We start from the raw sequence: 17,108 nt of genomic DNA, 5'->3' as shown, positions 1-17,108 counted from the left end.
ACTTGTATGTGGGGCAAACAGTATCATTCAAACATTTTGCCGTTCGATCGTTTCTTCTCCCCAAAACAATCTATCTGCCTTTGTTTTTGAAAAAGCTAATGGCAAAACTTCATCAGATCCTTCTTCCCATATCTGTTCCGCCAAAACTTCATCATTATTTGCCAGTTCAAAGATAGCCTGAGCAATTTCAATTGAGGTTTCTCTAACTTTCGCCCATTCTGCAATATTATGAGGATCTTTCATTTTTAGCTCCTTAGTTCAGTTTTAACTTCAACATAAATGGAGTCTTCTAAATAATCAATAGTTATGTGATCTATCTTTAACACTTACATAAATATTAAACCATATTCTAGCAAGCAAGCTTTTGCATAAGCTTCAGAACATAAAGAGTGTATATCAAATTAGGACTGTATATTCACTATTGCCCATTCTTTATAGAGACTATTATATGCCGGTTATCTCTACTCAATAGCATAACTAACCATAAAGCAGGATACTCTTTGGCAACACTTGTAATATCAGTACAAACACACATATCTGCATTTGGAGTGATAAAAGCCACATTATTATTCTCTTGTTCCACTAACAGCCTTTTCAAGTGGCTAGGAATATTTTTTTATTATGGAATACTTACTGTTTTAAATTTGATAAGGAAATTAATCAAATACAGAGATAAAAGTGCATCTCATTAACTGATGACTATTAAAATTTCACTTAATCTTGTATCATTACCCTTCTAAAAAAGGGAATTGTATGTTCGAATTTCTAGAATCATTTTTTTCTGCTATTGCAGATATATTATCCATCTTTAAATGGCGTACCATGCTCATGATTGTTGCAGGTATTATTGTCTTATTTAGTGGATTCAACAAATTTTGCATTCTTGGATTTTTCTTAGTTGCGCTTATTTTGTATTCACCTGAAGTGTGGCGATTTATCAGTAAGAAACAGAAACTAAAAAAACCATTCAGTTAACCCCACTGTTATGGATACGGCTGTCAACTAACAGTAGTATCCATCAATATAAACTTTGGTTCAGACTTTTTGTGTTGATTGATCATAGGTACCAGTCGCTGAAAATAATCCAAAGCGTAGTGTTTATCCAATGCGGGTCTATCTGGCCACTCTTCAATAAAGATAAAATGCCCAGGGTCTTTCTCATCAATATACAAATCATATGATTTAGATTTAAGCCGCTTTTATGATGACGTTTGATTGTTTTACTTCACATTATGATCCCAGATATCAGTTATTCCATTATTTAGAATATGTAAACGCACCAAAACTCCGGAAGGTTGGAATTTAAATTACAATCTTAAGTTTTTGGCTTGCCAGTTGTTAATCTCTATTTTACAAGACAATAATTCATCACCAGAACCAGAGCCCCCCATCATTGCATCTGAACGCCGCTGACACTCTTCTTCTCTGAATTTTTGAAAACTTTTTTTTGAGTCTTCCAAAGATTTCAGTGCCTGTTTAGTTAATACAGAATCAACACTTTCTAACTCAGCTTTATTTTTTACGTATGCTTCATTTAATAATTTTTCTGAATCATTAAGCATACCACTTAAACATGATTGAACAGCTGTTCTTGCTTGCCCTTCGGTTGACTCATAACACTGCTCTATTGGACTTTTTGCATTCGCCATTGAAGCACCGAATAAAAAAGATACTGATAATATACCAGTGGCTACTAAGCTATAATTTTTCATATGTCATCCAGTGATTGCATCGTTACGTTAAACCATATTGAAACATAGGCCTTTTTACTGAACATTAACAAATACAATTTTTTACAGTTGAATATCGTGCATTGTTCATTTCGTATTAATTTTTTAGGTTTTTACAGCCTGCTTTGGATTTACCCTTCTGCCACTTTTGATGCTGTATGATTGCGATAGCTTATAAAGAAAGAAGCTGTAACATTGATTAAATCCACGCTTGAAATATTTAGATTAGTTGCTACCTTTTGATTATCCGCCAATAATATCACTAAAAAGGTATTGAAAACTTTTGATTTCATGACTTAAAGCATACTTGAGCGAGTTGGCTTGCTCAGTCCGGAACTTCATTATCTGCACTTCGAGAAATGGGAGGATGGTGTTCAATAGAAATGGTGAGAAGGTATGCTCATTTAGCACCGGATCATCTAACTGAACATGTTATGAAGATCAACGAACTAATGTCACACGATGACACAAATATGGCACAACCACTACTTAGAGCATTGTCATTATGCACATAAATAAAAAGAAAAAACCCGCTACATCTATGAAATGTAGCGGGTTCTTATTTGGTGCCGGCTACCGGAGTCGAACTGGTGACCTACTGATTACAAGTCAGTTGCTCTACCAACTGAGCTAAGCCGGCGAATATGGCGGAGAGATAGAGATTCGAACTCTAGGATGGTTTCCCATCGGCGGTTTTCAAGACCGCTGCCTTCGACCGCTCGGCCATCTCTCCATGGGGCGCGATTATGGAGGAATCAGCTCAGCTTGTCTACCCCTGAAAGTAAAAAAATTGATTTTTTTGTTCCGTTTGGCTAATCTTCATTCAATTGTTCTCTATTACATAGCAAAAGTGTTAATATCTGTGCAAAATAGGTGCATTAAACCTTTATAGGCGTATGATTTTTAATCAATTAATATCTTTTTGCCGACAGGAACGTCCACCAGAATATGTACAGACAATCATTAATAAAAACAACACGGCTTACACGTCTATTCTATCTCTTTATCCTCTTACTGGTGGTGATGCTCTCACTATCGCTATTTAACTCCTATAATTCATGGTTACTTAGCCGACAAGCCGCTTTAAACACCATGGCGAAGCAGTTAGCTTATCAATTAGAAGATTATCGCTATCAAGCCAATTTGATTTATAAGCTAGTTAATGAAAAATCAAGCGAATCCCCCCCTTCCTATGCAGCAAACTCGCCATCCCATACCACCAAGATCCGTCATGACGTATTTTGGTTAAGTAGTGCGAATCAAACTATTGATGCTATTTTGTTTGGCAGCGATAAGCCCAAAAATACTCAACTTGCCAGTAAACTTGCTGATTATATGGAGATTGTTTGGGGGGCTCGAAATGAATATAACTCAATGTATTTTCTTAACGGCTCAGATAACACATTAGTTTTAGTCACTACACATTCAATTTTAAAACCAGAGTTACGCTATAAAGAAAGCTATTTGACATTAACTGCGGAAGAAAAACGCACTGATATGTTAACGCAGTCAACTTTACTGGATAGAAGAGAGATTGTTTCTAATCTACAAAAGTTAACACCAGATAATATTTATTATTACACGTATCGCTTGATGTTCAATTCACCGGGTCAGCTCACTAGCGTGATCTCTTTTGACATTTCAATAAATTCAATCTTACCTTTTAACTTAAAAGGTGATTATTTATCTATCTCACCACGTAATATTGATACCAGCAAAAGCGAAGATGTTGAAACACGTGGCACGAGCCTCGTCTTTTCTCATCAAATCGAAGGCAGTAATTATCAAATTTATTATAAAGTTCCCCTAAAAGATTTAGTCGTTGGTGTGATTGGCTATAATCTCTGGCTATTAGTCTGCATGTTAGTGATTATAGTATTGGTGCTTTCTACCAGTATTTTCATCCGTAAACGCATCATTTCACCCAACTCCGCTATGCTACACGAGCTAAATCTCAAAGATAATCTCAATCACGATATTATTAATAATATTAGTTATGGTATTTTGGTTTATGATTTCGCCAGCAACAAAAAACTCCTAAGTAATAGTGTGGTTAATCCCCTGCTTTCTTCAATGGATCTCAATCATATTAAGGAATTAGCAATCAACAACCATGATATGATCCAAGTTTCGATTGAGAATAATATTTATGAAGTTGTTTTAGTCCATATCACTATGCTGGAAGACACCTATCTCTTTATTATCATTGATAAAGATAAGGAGGTGTTAACTCAACGGCGCCAAGAACTTGCTAATCGTGAATATAAAAAGAATATTCAGCTCAGAAAAGTCGTTTTTGAAAATATGCAGTCTGAAATTCAGCCATCACTGAATGAGCTAAATAAAGCTGTTGAAGGGCTACTTCATGCATCTGAAACGACTAAGCAAGAATTTATTGAGACTATTCTGCTGCAAACAGGCTATATTAATCGTTGGTTTAATAACATTAATTTATTAAATTCAATTGAATCTTCAACGGGTAAATTACAGTTAGATAAAGTTTCAGTCTCTTTGCTAGTGAGCCAATTTTTAAAAAAAAGCCTTGGGAAGTTAAAACATAAAGGGCTGTCTCTTTACTTTCATAATAATATTAATCCTGACTCATTATTCAGTTTAGATACAAGCTGTCTTGAACATTTATTACAGCTAGTTCTGGATTACTCAATTGATACCACAGCATTTGGCAAAGTATCTGTCACCCTTAATTATCAAGAAGATATAAAAAGTATTGTGATTGATATCAAAGATAGTGGGAATGGTTTAACTAACCAAGAATTGAGTAACTTGCAGCACCCATTCTCTGGTCAAGTATTAAACTCCTCTCAATTTGCACGTTCAGGGGTGACTTTTTACTTGTGTAGGGCAATCAGTAAAAAGATGGGCGGTAATTTTACAATTAATAGTAGTTCTGCTATTGGTTCTCATTACCAAATCACCCTACCCATAAAAACGGCATTAATAGAGAAAAACTATCCGACCTTACTGGAAGATGTTCATATACGTCTAGATATTCACAATCTTGATGCATCCCGCATTGTTAGAAATATCCTAACTAATTATGGTGCCATTTTTCTAGAATTGCATGAAAGTTCGCCTCATACTGATTGGGATTTATTGATAACAGATAATGATGACAGTACATTTAAGAACCTAATAAAAATTTCAGGAACGGCTTCAGGTGTCAACTCAGTCACATCGCGCAACCTTGAAGTAAACTATAACTTTGCAGATGAGCTGATTGATGCTATATCTTTGCTAATTGAATACTCAGAATCTGGAAGCAATAGTTTAGATCACTCTGGTAGCATATCATTTTCCGATTACGATCATGCACCAGCTTCTGATAATTCAATAGAAAACATACTACACACTTATCAAAATATTTTATCAAATAGCGATTATAAGGATTTGTTCATCACGACAGTACCGATAGATATTAATAAACTGTATAATAGCGAAAGTGTTGAGGATTTAACCGAATTGAAAAACACAGCACATCGTTTAAAAGGAGTTTTTGCTATGCTGGATTTTAGGTTCCTTCATAAACTTTGTGAAGATTTGGAACTATACATAGCAGAAGAAAACAGCTTGAAAATAAGTAATTGCATTAGAGAACTGGATATCTCAGTGAGAAGACTAATGCCAGAAGGTAACCAATAATATGAATAACCTAAATGTCATTGTTGCCGATGATCATCCTATTGTTCTTTTCGGTATCAGAAAATCACTCGAACAGATTGAATGGGTCAATATCGTTGGTGAATTTGAAGACTCTACATCTTTAATTAATAACTTAGCACGTTTAAACGCTGACGTTTTAGTCACTGATTTATCAATGCCAGGCGATAAGTACGGTGATGGTATTACGTTGATTAAATATATTAAGCGTCACTACCCTGATCTTTCTGTCATTGTTCTAACAATGAACAATAACCCTGCGATTTTAAGTGCTATTCTTGAATTGGATATTGAAGGGATCGTACTAAAGCAAGGTGCACCTGCTGACTTACCTAAAGCATTAGCCGCATTACAAAAGGGTAAAAAATTCACCCCAGAGAGTGTGAGTAAACTGCTAGAAAAAGTGAATGCAAGTGGCTATGGAGACAAACGTTTATCACCTAAAGAAAGTGAAGTATTACGTTTGTTTGCAGAAGGCTTCTTGGTAACAGAAATCGCTAAAAAGTTAAATCGCAGTATCAAAACAATCAGTAGTCAAAAGAAATCAGCCATGTTGAAGCTCGGTGTCGATAATGATATCGCCTTGCTCAACTACCTGTCTTCTGTCAGCATCGATAATTCATCTTCCGATTAATGGATTGATGTATTATGAATAGTGGCGAAAAACCCGGTTGCACGGGTTTTTCTCTTTCTAAGCTTAACATTAGTTAGAAATACATCTCAGTAAAGTCTCTTTTAACACCGTAATCTTTGTTGGCTTAGATAAGCACTCATCCATACCCGCATCAATACAACGCTGTTTTTCTTCTGCCATCGCATTCGCCGTCAAAGCAATAATGGGTATTGTATGCCCAGACTTTCGTAGCGCTTTAGCTAACTCATAACCATCCATATTTGGCATGTTCACGTCTGTCAATACGATATCAACAGAATGATTTTCTATGTATTTCAGTGCATCAAGGCCATCTACCGCAGTACAAGTGTTAAAACCAATATTGGAAATTTGGTCACTCAATAAAACTCGATTAATTGGATGATCGTCCACTATCAATACTTGATAAGAGCATAGCGAAACATCGATTTCATGTGAGTTTACTTTATTGGTTTCTTCTTTCTGTACATTCCCTAATGCCACTTTTGAAATAATCTTATCGATAACAAAAGGTAATTTTTCATTTTGATAAGTATTGTACAACCACTTATTTATTGAAATCTCGCGCAAATCACCAACATATAGGTTGCATAACTGGATCTCATTTTTACCTTTGACCCCATGCGACTCTTGGTTATCGGTGATCACTAAATCATAACCGGCTGTTTTATCAATTTCATCGTCAATAAATACCATGAAATGGCTATGTTTGAGCAATCTAGCTAAAAAATTGGCTAAAAAGCTGTTTTGACAGACAATCGCTATACGGTAACTCAGACGATATTCAGGAATATTGTGCTCAACATATTTTTGTCCATAAAGGGGAATTCGGACGATAAATGAACTTCCTAAGCCTGTTTGTGAATTAACTTCGATATCGCCATCCATTAAATTAATCAGTTTTTCACAAATCGCTAGCCCTAAACCTGTTCCTTTATGCCCTACATTGTTTTGGTCATAAACTTGAAAGAATGGATCAAATAATTGCAAAACAACTGCATGGGACATGCCTATCCCTGAATCTTTGACTTCAATTTTTAAGTAATTTTGATCACGCCATACATAAAATACGACAAATCCTGAGTCTGTGAATTTAATACTATTATTGATAATATTTGAGATCACCTGCTGTAAGCGTACTGTATCATTAAATAATAAATCAGGTACATCAGGTTCAATGTAGGAATATAGTGCAATACGTTTCTTAGCAATGAGCGGTAAGTAGTTCGCCAAAACAAAAGCAAATACATCGCGGCAGTTGAATAACTTTTTTTCGATCTTCAACTGTTTGGATTCTATTTTTGAAAAATCTAATATATCACTGATTATTTGCAATAACAGCGATGATGAGTTGTCCATTGTCGTGACAAGGCTATTCGCTTTATCAGATAATTCAAGTCGTTGTAATAATTCGATATTACCAATAATCCCATACAATGGTGTTCTTAATTCATGGCTCACCGTCGCTAAAAACATAGATTTAGCATGGTTGGCTTGTTCTGCGGCATCAGCGACATCTTGTAGTGATTTTTCCATTTGCACACGTATGCTAATGTCAATCAAAACACAAATTGCGACATCTTCATTTTGATAGCGTGAATTGACAAAGCTAATTTGTAAATGGGTGCTGCTACTCGTCACTACATCAATATAGTTACTTGATTTTTGCCGAATGATAGTCAGTATCCGTTGTTTATCATCTTCGCTTAATAAACGAAAATAATCATGAGCCAGTTCATTACTTAAAATATTCCCACCATCACTCAAGCGTAAAATAATGATACCAACAGGTGCTGAAGCGACGATTTTATGGTTAAACTGTTCATGTTCTTCAAGTCGAATAGCCGTGTTTGCTGCTGGAACTAACATTTTCTTTTCAAGCAACCAGATCAAAGAAAAGATCAAACAGCCGGTAAATATATTAATAATCGTGCTATAAAATATGGTAACTTTAAGCTCAGACAATATCTCAATGGTTGGTACAGCATAAATTACCGTCATCAATGATGGCGTTAGACGTTTTTTGAATATCAGCTTTGAGTAATCTGAGTTAAAACCAAAAAAACTTGGTTCTGTTATTGATAGTAAACTTGAGTTTTTAGGATTCGAATCTGAAGGATAATACAAAACAGGCTGGTTATAAGCATTTACCACTACAGCTTCAATTGATTTGTTATACCGCGGATTAAATTGGTTTAAATTGATCGTTCTTTCTAAACCAATAAACCCTAAAAGCTTACCTTCTGAATAGATAGGTTGAATAAGATACAGCTGCCCCGTATCGGTTTGAACGCCATGGACAATCGTATATAAACTACGTTCCTGACCTTGTAACCTTAAGCTTTGATAAGAACGAACATTTTCATAACCAATTTTTTTGAGTACCTCAATATCTGATACCGTTGTACGGATAGGATAATCCATCATACAGTAGCTTTTAGAGCCAATTACATAAATATGATTGAGCCCTTGCGGAGCCGCAATACTGTCTTTCCAAAAATAGATCAGCTGCTCAAATGCCGTTAAATAAGCACTGGTTTGCGTTTTAAAATATTCGCAATTTGCTTCAGATGATAGTGGATACAGTGAGTAAGAACCTGTTGCTGGCAATCTGACGAAGTCTGGTTGGCTTTCTAACTTATCTTCATGCTGCTCAGTCATAAACTGGATTGACCGCAATGTTGTGCCGGTTTGTAAAATAAACGCCTGCATATTTTCAAAGCCTGAATAAAACTGCTGGCGGATATCAGATTTGCTTTCATTAAACTGAGTGTAGAGAAAGAATAAAGTGATAAAAACCCCCATTCCCCATAGCATTAAGCCTAGGATGCGGAATAAATCACGGGATAACCTTAATGATGTCCTAAATGATGGTAAATATCTCAATCTTTATCCTAAATAGGGGCTATATCACTGTTATTGAGTATACTCGTCGTGCTCCAAGTTGCAGCGCTTTGCGTTGAGGTATGGTGACGCCGCACATTCACGCCAGTCATCTACTTTTGTAGGCTCCTAGCGACTCATTCACTTGTCGCCTAGCTGCACCTCGAATAATTTAAAGTATACCTGATACAACTTACAAAAAGCGATAACTGTTAAAGAGGCTGATAGTAGATAGCAAAACGGGCGCCAAAATAGCCGCCCGTTAATTGTAAGCTAATAACCTGATAACTTACTCAGATGTGTTAGCATCTACATCGTTGCTAGAGGTTTCATCTCCCCCTTCTTCATCAGAAGTTTCATCATCCTCTGTTTCTGCGACACGTTGTAGACCAACAACTTTCTCGTCTTCTGCCGTTCTAATCAGGGTAACCCCTTGAGTATTACGACCAACGACACTTACCTCAGCAACGCGTGTACGAACCAATGTACCCGCGTCAGTGATCATCATAATTTGGTCAGTTTCATCAACTTGGATAGCACCAACCACATTACCATTACGCTCACTCACCTTAATAGAGATAACACCTTGAGTTGCACGTGATTTTGTTGGGTACTCTTGCTCCGCAGTACGTTTACCATAACCATTTTCAGTGACTGTCAGAATATGGCCTTCACCTCGTGGAATGATCAGTGAAACGACTTTGTCTTCATCGACTAAACGAATACCACGAACCCCGGTTGCTGTACGACCCATAGGGCGAACCGCATCTTCAGCAAAACGTACAACTTTACCTTGAGCAGAGAACAGCATGACTTCGTTTGAACCATTAGTTAAATCAACACCAATGAGTTCATCGCCTTCATTAAGATTAACGGCAATAATACCGGCGCTTCTTGGGCGGCTAAAGTCTTGCAGAGGCGTTTTCTTCACAGTACCGCTAGCGGTTGCCATAAAGACATAATAACCCTCTTCATATTCGCGAACAGGTAAAATAGCGGTGATACGCTCATCTTGCTCAAGAGGCAGCAAGTTGACGATTGGTCGACCTCGAGCACCACGGCTAGCTTCTGGTAATTGATAAACCTTCATCCAATAGAGACGACCACGACTTGAGAAACATAAAATAGTGTCATGGGTGTTCGCCACCAGTAAACGCTCAATGAAATCTTCTTCTTTGATACGGGCAGCGGATTTACCTTTACCACCACGGCGCTGAGCTTCGTAATCAGACAATGGTTGATATTTCACATAGCCTTGGTGAGATAACGTCACAACAACATCTTCTTGGCTAATCAAGTCTTCGATATTGATATCAGCTGTATTCTCTGTGATTTCAGTGCGGCGGGCATCATTATATATATCACGAATCGCTTCTAACTCTTCGCGGATCACTTCCATCAGACGCTCTGGGCTACGTAGAATAAACAGTAACTCTTCAATTTGTTTCAGAAGGTCACGATACTCTTCTAGCAGTTTTTCATGCTCAAGCCCTGTTAGTTTTTGCAAACGCAAATCCAAAATTGCCTGCGCTTGTTGTTCTGTTAGATAGTACTTACCATCATGAACCCCAAACTGTTCTTCAAGCCATTCAGGACGAGCAGCATCATCACCAGCACGCTCTAACATTGCAGCAACATTGCCCAGTTCCCAAGGACGTGCAACTAATCCAGCTTTCGCTTCCGCTGGTGTAGGTGCTTGACGGATCAATTCAATAATTGGGTCAATGTTTGCTAGTGCAACCGCTAATGCTTCGAGGATATGCGCACGATCACGTGCTTTGCGTAGTTCGAAAATGGTACGACGAGTGACCACTTCGCGACGGTGACGGACAAAAGCAGCAATAATGTCTTTTAAGTTAAGGATCTTAGGTTGGCCTTGATGTAAAGCAACCATGTTGATACCAAAAGACACTTGTAGCTGAGTCAATGAGTATAGATTGTTAAGTACAACCTCACCCACCGCATCACGCTTAACTTCAATCACAATGCGCATACCATCTTTATCAGACTCGTCACGCAGTGCGCTGATGCCTTCGACACGTTTTTCTTTAACTAGCTCGGCGATTTTTTCAATCAGGCGTGCTTTGTTTACCTGATAAGGGATTTCATTGACAATAATAGTTTCGCGACCATTTTTTTCGTCAACTTCGACTTCGGCACGAGCACGAATATAAACTTTACCGCGACCTGTTCGATAAGCATCGATAATGCCACGACGACCATTAATGATGGCAGCCGTAGGGAAATCAGGCCCAGGAATGTGTTCCATGAGACCTTCGATGCTGATATTTTCATCTTCAATGTAAGCTAGGCAACCGCTGATCACTTCTCCTAAATTATGTGGAGGAATGTTAGTTGCCATACCCACGGCAATACCTGACGATCCGTTAACCAAAAGGTTAGGGATTTTCGTCGGCATCACTTCTGGGATTTGCTCAGTACCATCATAGTTTGGGACGAAATCAACGGTTTCTTTTTCAAGATCCGCCAACATTTCATGGGCAATTTTCGCCATACGGATTTCCGTATAACGCATCGCAGCTGCGGAGTCTCCGTCAACTGAACCAAAGTTCCCCTGACCATCTACCAACATATAACGCATAGAGAAAGGCTGAGCAAGACGAACAATTGTCTCGTAAACAGCGCTATCACCATGTGGATGGTATTTACCGATAACGTCCCCGACTATACGGGCAGATTTTTTATAGGGTTTATTCCAATCATTTCCCAATACATTCATCGCAAATAAAACTCTGCGGTGTACTGGCTTCAGTCCATCTCGAACATCTGGAAGTGCGCGACCGACAATAACGGACATCGCATAATCCAAATACGAACTCTTCAGCTCTTCTTCGATATTGACCGGTGTGATTTCTCTGGCAATGTCGCTCATGGAACCACTGTCCCTCATAACTTCGGATTCAAAGGTTTAGAACTATACCACAATTCGCCAATTTAATAAAAAAAATGAGAAGTGAGTATTTGTCTTTCAAGCCATGTATAATAGCCGAAAAATATCCTTATGTGTCCGCAAGCATCGAGTTTATTGCGTAAGAGCAACAAAAAACCGTTTATGGTACCAATAAATGCCTATTTTATACTCTAAATAATTCAATGTGCCACGAAGTGCTACAAATTGAATATGGTGAGTATAACGTTCGGACAGCTATCTAGAAACAGGAGCTCCATTCATGAATGAGACATCAACCCCAAGCTATCAAAACGTCGACCAACAGGAAATTGAAAAATTTGAAGCTATTGCTTCTCGCTGGTGGGATTTAGAAGGCGAATTTGCACCACTTCATCGTATCAATCCACTGCGTCTTGGCTATATCATGCAGCGTGTCGATGGTTTGTTTGGTAAAAAAGTGTTGGATGTGGGTTGTGGTGGTGGAATTTTATCGGAAAGCATGGCGCGTGAAGGTGCAAATGTCACAGGCCTTGATATGGGTGCAGAACCATTGATGGTCGCTCGATTACATTCATTAGAATCGGGGATCCCTGTTGAATATGTTCAAGAGACCGTTGAACAACATGCCGATAAATATCCACAAGCCTATGATGTAGTCACCTGTATGGAGATGCTTGAGCATGTTCCAGATCCTGAGTCTGTCGTTCGTGCTTGCGCTAAATTAGTCAAACCCGGTGGGCATGTCATTTTTTCCACGATTAACCGCAACAAAAAAGCATGGCTAATGGCGGTTGTTGGGGCTGAATATGTAATGAAAATGGTGCCAAAAGGAACCCATGATGCGAAGAAATTCATCCGTCCTTCTGAACTCATTGGCTGGGTTGATAACACGCAACTAAAAGACAATCATATCATTGGGTTACATTACAACCCTTTGAAGGATAAATTCTATTTAGGACCGAATGTAGACGTCAATTATATGTTGCATACTGTCAGCGAATAAATAGCAAGCGTTGCGTTTAAGAAACCAGCAAACAAACTCCATTTACAAAATTTATTTTTATCACCATGTATCGAGCTTCGATTAATAGAATTCCTTTTCTAGTGCAGCTTACCGACATGGTGATTTTTTTTATCCCAAAAGTTATCCACAGAAGACTCAGATTTGTGCACTTGCTAAAAATGTACATTAACATTATCTTGTTATTGTAAAATCAACAAACCACTACATATAGTATGTAATTCAGTTCTAACACTACAAGCCTCATAGGGTCACACCATGAGTTTTTTTATTGTTAGGGATGTGCTATTTCTATTTGTAGGCCAACCAAGGTGTACTTGCTCATGAACCAGAGTCTGTTAGTCACAAAACGTGATGGACATAAAGAACGCATTGATCTCGATAAAATCCACAAGGTAATAACCTGGGCCGCTGAGGGCCTAAGTAACGTATCTGTTTCACAGGTGGAGTTACGTTCACAGATTCAGTTTTATGATGGAATTAGAACCTCCGATATTCATGAAACCATGATCAAAGCAGCAGCAGACCTGATTACTGGTGATACCCCTGATTATCAGTACCTTGCCGCGCGTCTTGCTATTTTCAACTTGCGTAAAAAAGCGTACGGTCAATTTGAACCGCCAACACTGTATAAACACGTCAAACGCCTAGTTGAAATGGGCAAATATGATAAGCATTTGCTGGAAGACTACTCACAAGCAGAGTTCGAGCAAATGGATGGTTTTATTGACCATTGGCGTGATATGAATTTCTCCTATGCTGCCGTCAAACAACTTGAAGGTAAGTACTTGGTTCAGAACCGTGTTACGGGTGAAATTTATGAAAGCGCGCAATTCCTGTATATTTTAGTTGCGGCATGCCTGTTTTCACATTATCCGAAAGAAACACGCCTTGACTATATTCGTCGTTTCTATGATGCGGCATCAACATTTAAAATCTCATTGCCAACCCCTATTATGGCTGGTGTACGTACTCCTACTCGCCAATTCAGCTCTTGTGTACTGATTGAGTGTGGCGATAGCCTAGATTCAATTAACGCAACCTCAAGTGCGATTGTTAAGTATGTTTCACAACGTGCTGGGATCGGTGTTAACGCAGGCCGTATCCGTGCGCTAGGCAGCCCAATTCGTGGTGGTGAAGCATTCCACACAGGTTGTATTCCTTTCTATAAGCATTTCCAAACAGCGGTTAAATCGTGCTCGCAAGGTGGTGTTCGTGGCGGTGCAGCGACACTGTTCTATCCACTGTGGCATTTGGAAGTTGAAAGCTTATTAGTCCTGAAAAATAACCGTGGTGTTGAAGGTAACCGTGTACGCCATATGGATTACGGTGTTCAAATCAACAAGCTAATGTATGAGCGTTTGATCAAAAACCAAGACATCACTCTGTTTAGCCCATCAGATGTACCGGGACTATATGATGCATTCTTTGCTGATCAAGATGAATTTGAGCGCTTATATGTGACTTATGAGCAAGATGAAACTATCCGTAAAACTAGCGTCAAAGCGGTTGAACTGTTTTCATTGATGATGCAAGAACGCGCCTCAACTGGCCGTATCTATATTCAAAACGTAGACCATTGTAATACGCATAGCCCATTTGATCCTCAAGTGGCACCGGTACGTCAATCTAACCTTTGTTTAGAAATTGCATTACCAACTAAGCCATTGAATAACATCAATGATGAAGAAGGCGAAATTGCGCTCTGTACGCTATCTGCCTTTAACTTAGGCGCGATTGATAGCCTTGACGAATTAGAAGAGCTGGCAGTATTGGCTGTACGTGCTCTGGATGCGTTATTAGATTATCAAGACTACCCGATCATTGCTGCGAAAAAAGGTGCAATGGGTCGTCGTACGTTAGGTATTGGTGTTATCAATTATGCTTATTATTTAGCTAAGCATGGCGTGCGCTATTCTGATGGCAGTGCCAATAATTTGACACATAAAACGTTTGAAGCCATTCAATATTATCTATTGAAAGCCTCTAACGAGCTGGCAAAAGAACAAGGGGCTTGCCCTTGGTTCAATGAAACCACTTATTCACAAGGTATTTTACCAATCGATACCTATAAAAAAGAGTTGGATAAACTGACCAATGAACCTCTACATTTTGATTGGGAAACATTGCGTAAAGATATTCAACAATATGGCCTGCGTAACTCAACATTGTCTGCGTTGATGCCATCTGAAACATCATCACAGATTTCTAACGCAACGAATGGTATCGAGCCACCTCGTGGTTATATCAGTATTAAAGCATCGAAAGATGGTATTTTACGCCAAGTTGTTCCTGATTATGAGAATCTGAAAGGCGCTTATGAGTTATTATGGCAAATGCCTTCAAACAGCGGCTATTTGCAATTAGTCGGTATTATGCAGAAATTTATCGATCAGTCGATCTCTGCCAATACTAACTATGACCCAACGCGTTTTACCACTGGCAAAGTACCAATGAATCAATTGCTAAAAGATTTATTGCTCGCCTATAAGTTTGGTGTGAAAACACTTTACTACCATAACACCCGTGATGGCGCGGAAGATGTTCAAGGTGATCTGGAAGAAGTTGTTGAGTCAGCTGATTCAGATTGTGAAGGCGGCGCGTGTAAAATTTAATAGGAATTGTCATGTCACATACATACACAACCTTCTCTCAAAAGAGAAATGACCAATTGCTGGAGCCGATGTTTTTCGGCCAGCCTGTTAACGTAGCTCGCTTTGATCAGCAAAAGTATCCGATTTTCGAAAAGTTAATCGAAAAACAGCTTTCGTTTTTCTGGCGCCCAGAAGAAGTTGATGTTTCACGCGATCGCATTGATTACAATGCACTGCCTGATCATGAAAAGCATATTTTCATCAGTAATTTGAAATACCAAACGCTGCTTGACTCTATTCAGGGTCGCAGCCCTAACGTAGCACTGCTGCCTTTGATTTCAATTCCTGAATTAGAGACTTGGATTGAAACTTGGGCATTCTCAGAAACTATTCATTCACGCTCTTACACTCATATTATTCGTAATATCGTGAATGATCCGGCACTGATTTTCGATGATATCGTTGAAAATGAAGAAATTCTGAAGCGTGCTCGTGATATTTCAGCGTACTACGATACACTGATTGAAATGACTAATTATTACCATATGTTTGGTGAAGGCACTCACACCTGCAATGGTAAGCAAATTACGGTGTCATTACGCGCTCTGAAAAAACAGCTGTATCTGTGCCTAATGAGTGTTAACGCACTGGAAGCCATTCGCTTCTATGTCAGTTTTGCCTGTTCATTTGCTTTCGCAGAGCGTGAACTGATGGAAGGTAATGCTAAAATCATCAAATTGATTGCCCGTGATGAAGCATTGCATCTCACTGGTACACAGCATATGCTAAATTTACTGCGTTCAGGTCAAGACGATCCTGAAATGGCAGAAATTGCCTTAGAATGTGAAGATGAATGCTATAAACTGTTTGTGGATGCGGCTGAGCAAGAAAAAGAGTGGGCTGAATACTTATTTAGCGAAGGCTCAATGATTGGCTTGAACAAAGACATTTTGTGTCAATATGTTGAATATATCACCAACATTCGTATGCAAGCTGTTGGTTTAAAACTACCATTCGAAGCACGTTCAAATCCAATTCCTTGGATCAATGCATGGTTAGTTTCTGATAACGTTCAAGTTGCGCCACAAGAAGTTGAAGTCAGCTCCTATCTGGTCGGTCAGATTGACTCTGAAGTCAATACTGATGACCTGAGTGATTTTGAACTCTAATCATGGCTAGCCATAAAGTCACCCTGCGGCTTTCGCAGGGTGTGCAAGTCCCCTACCATACCGAGATCCACACTAGCTTGCTCGATGCACTTGAAGACAGCCGTATACCTGTCGAGTTTCAATGCCGAGAAGGTTACTGTGGTTCATGCAAGGTCATGCTTCTAAAAGGGAAAGTGGGTTATAAACAAAAGCCTTTGGCCTTTGTCCAAAATGGAGAAATCCTACCTTGTTGCTGCCACCCTCTTTCTGATATTGAAATCAATCAATAAGTAGCACACTGACAGAACCAAGTAAAAAAGTGTTTGATTGTCACCATCGCACTATCCATCGAGCAGTCAAACCTTTCTTAAGGGCACGCTAAAAAACAGCAAAAATTTTGTTTGAGATTAAAGAAATCCCATTAAAATCAATTTATCAAAAAATTAAATGACTACCGTAAAATATCATTTATTCAACGGTAGTCTGACATA

At 38.6% G+C, this 17,108-nt stretch carries 12 protein-coding genes, 2 tRNA genes and 2 pseudogenes; 8 read left to right on the top strand and 8 right to left on the bottom strand.

Going from position 1 to position 17,108, the window contains the following annotated elements; all coding sequences use genetic code 11:
* Positions 1 to 27: 27 nt before the first annotated feature.
* Complete coding sequence (locus JI723_RS08270; RefSeq protein ID WP_070929261.1) at positions 28 to 243, bottom strand: YccJ family protein; 216 nt, start codon at positions 241 to 243, stop codon at positions 28 to 30.
* Positions 244 to 753: 510 nt separating this feature from the next.
* On the opposite strand from JI723_RS08270, the gene JI723_RS08265 reads away from it, so the two are divergent.
* Entirely contained in the window at positions 754 to 975 is a 222-nt protein-coding gene (locus JI723_RS08265) for a hypothetical protein (protein ID WP_272579955.1), read from the top strand.
* Between the two features lie 23 nt (positions 976 to 998).
* Here the strand turns inward: JI723_RS08265 and JI723_RS08260 are convergent.
* The 3 genes and pseudogenes from JI723_RS08260 to JI723_RS08250 all read right to left on the bottom strand — a co-directional run.
* Positions 999 to 1,181: pseudogene (locus JI723_RS08260) on the bottom strand (putative quinol monooxygenase); the annotation flags it as partial.
* Between the two features lie 126 nt (positions 1,182 to 1,307).
* Positions 1,308 to 1,712, bottom strand: a complete 405-nt coding sequence (umoC, locus tag JI723_RS08255; RefSeq protein ID WP_272579954.1) for a lysozyme inhibitor LprI family protein — start codon at positions 1,710 to 1,712, stop codon at positions 1,308 to 1,310.
* 149 nt (positions 1,713 to 1,861) lie between these two features.
* Positions 1,862 to 2,023, bottom strand: a complete 162-nt coding sequence (locus JI723_RS08250; RefSeq protein WP_272579965.1) for a hypothetical protein — start codon at positions 2,021 to 2,023, stop codon at positions 1,862 to 1,864.
* On the opposite strand from JI723_RS08250, the pseudogene JI723_RS08245 reads away from it, so the two are divergent.
* A pseudogene (locus JI723_RS08245) lies at positions 2,018 to 2,245 on the top strand (tyrosine-type recombinase/integrase); the annotation flags it as partial. The gene JI723_RS08250 and the pseudogene JI723_RS08245 sit on opposite strands and share 6 nt — an antisense overlap.
* Before the next feature lie 49 nt (positions 2,246 to 2,294).
* On the opposite strand, the gene JI723_RS08240 reads toward JI723_RS08245, so the two are convergent.
* Positions 2,295 to 2,370, bottom strand: a tRNA-Thr gene (locus tag JI723_RS08240).
* A gap of 5 nt (positions 2,371 to 2,375) precedes the next feature.
* A tRNA-Ser gene (locus JI723_RS08235) sits at positions 2,376 to 2,463 on the bottom strand.
* Positions 2,464 to 2,678: 215 nt separating this feature from the next.
* Between JI723_RS08235 and rcsD the strand changes: the two genes are divergently transcribed.
* Positions 2,679 to 5,390 (top strand): phosphotransferase RcsD, encoded by a 2,712-nt coding sequence (gene rcsD / locus JI723_RS08230; RefSeq protein WP_319066609.1) that lies wholly within the window; start codon positions 2,679 to 2,681, stop codon positions 5,388 to 5,390.
* Position 5,391: 1 nt separating this feature from the next.
* Complete coding sequence (rcsB, locus tag JI723_RS08225) at positions 5,392 to 6,042, top strand: response regulator transcription factor RcsB (protein WP_070929256.1); 651 nt, start codon at positions 5,392 to 5,394, stop codon at positions 6,040 to 6,042.
* 69 nt (positions 6,043 to 6,111) lie between these two features.
* Here the strand turns inward: rcsB and rcsC are convergent, their stop codons facing one another.
* Entirely contained in the window at positions 6,112 to 8,889 is a 2,778-nt protein-coding gene (rcsC, locus tag JI723_RS08220; RefSeq protein WP_337979962.1) for a two-component system sensor histidine kinase RcsC, read from the bottom strand.
* Between the two features lie 343 nt (positions 8,890 to 9,232).
* Positions 9,233 to 11,836: a DNA topoisomerase (ATP-hydrolyzing) subunit A gene (gene gyrA, locus JI723_RS08215; protein ID WP_272579950.1), complete on the bottom strand. Its 2,604-nt coding sequence runs from the start codon at positions 11,834 to 11,836 to the stop codon at positions 9,233 to 9,235.
* A 298-nt stretch (positions 11,837 to 12,134) separates the two neighbouring features.
* On the opposite strand from gyrA, the gene ubiG reads away from it, so the two are divergent.
* The 4 genes from ubiG to yfaE all read left to right on the top strand — a co-directional run bounded on the left by ubiG (position 12,135) and on the right by yfaE (position 16,907).
* Positions 12,135 to 12,857, top strand: a complete 723-nt coding sequence (ubiG, locus tag JI723_RS08210; protein WP_070929253.1) for a bifunctional 2-polyprenyl-6-hydroxyphenol methylase/3-demethylubiquinol 3-O-methyltransferase UbiG — start codon at positions 12,135 to 12,137, stop codon at positions 12,855 to 12,857.
* 341 nt (positions 12,858 to 13,198) lie between these two features.
* Positions 13,199 to 15,490, top strand: a complete 2,292-nt coding sequence (gene nrdA / locus JI723_RS08205) for a class 1a ribonucleoside-diphosphate reductase subunit alpha (protein ID WP_070929252.1) — start codon at positions 13,199 to 13,201, stop codon at positions 15,488 to 15,490.
* 11 nt (positions 15,491 to 15,501) lie between these two features.
* Positions 15,502 to 16,638 (top strand): class Ia ribonucleoside-diphosphate reductase subunit beta, encoded by a 1,137-nt coding sequence (gene nrdB / locus JI723_RS08200; protein WP_070929251.1) that lies wholly within the window; start codon positions 15,502 to 15,504, stop codon positions 16,636 to 16,638.
* A 2-nt stretch (positions 16,639 to 16,640) separates the two neighbouring features.
* The gene (gene yfaE, locus JI723_RS08195) at positions 16,641 to 16,907 is read left to right on the top strand and encodes a class I ribonucleotide reductase maintenance protein YfaE (RefSeq protein WP_070929250.1); all 267 of its coding nucleotides are present in this window, start codon (positions 16,641 to 16,643) and stop codon (positions 16,905 to 16,907) included.
* Positions 16,908 to 17,108: the final 201 nt, after the last annotated feature.

Origin of the sequence: Providencia manganoxydans (genome assembly GCF_016618195.1) — a bacterium.
Classification (GTDB): domain Bacteria; phylum Pseudomonadota; class Gammaproteobacteria; order Enterobacterales; family Enterobacteriaceae; genus Providencia; species Providencia manganoxydans.
This window is presented reverse-complemented; position numbering and strand designations above follow the sequence as displayed.

Coding starts and splice junctions, on each gene's coding strand:
- JI723_RS08270 (WP_070929261.1), bottom strand. CDS start 243: ATGAAAGATCCTCATAATATTGCAGAATGGGCGAAAGTTAGAGAAACC.
- JI723_RS08265 (WP_272579955.1), top strand. CDS start 754: ATGTTCGAATTTCTAGAATCATTTTTTTCTGCTATTGCAGATATATTA.
- umoC (WP_272579954.1), bottom strand. CDS start 1,712: ATGAAAAATTATAGCTTAGTAGCCACTGGTATATTATCAGTATCTTTT.
- JI723_RS08250 (WP_272579965.1), bottom strand. CDS start 2,023: ATGAAATCAAAAGTTTTCAATACCTTTTTAGTGATATTATTGGCGGAT.
- rcsD (WP_319066609.1), top strand. CDS start 2,679: ATGTACAGACAATCATTAATAAAAACAACACGGCTTACACGTCTATTC.
- rcsB (WP_070929256.1), top strand. CDS start 5,392: ATGAATAACCTAAATGTCATTGTTGCCGATGATCATCCTATTGTTCTT.
- gyrA (WP_272579950.1), bottom strand. CDS start 11,836: ATGAGCGACATTGCCAGAGAAATCACACCGGTCAATATCGAAGAAGAG.
- ubiG (WP_070929253.1), top strand. CDS start 12,135: ATGAATGAGACATCAACCCCAAGCTATCAAAACGTCGACCAACAGGAA.
- nrdA (WP_070929252.1), top strand. CDS start 13,199: ATGAACCAGAGTCTGTTAGTCACAAAACGTGATGGACATAAAGAACGC.
- nrdB (WP_070929251.1), top strand. CDS start 15,502: ATGTCACATACATACACAACCTTCTCTCAAAAGAGAAATGACCAATTG.
- yfaE (WP_070929250.1), top strand. CDS start 16,641: ATGGCTAGCCATAAAGTCACCCTGCGGCTTTCGCAGGGTGTGCAAGTC.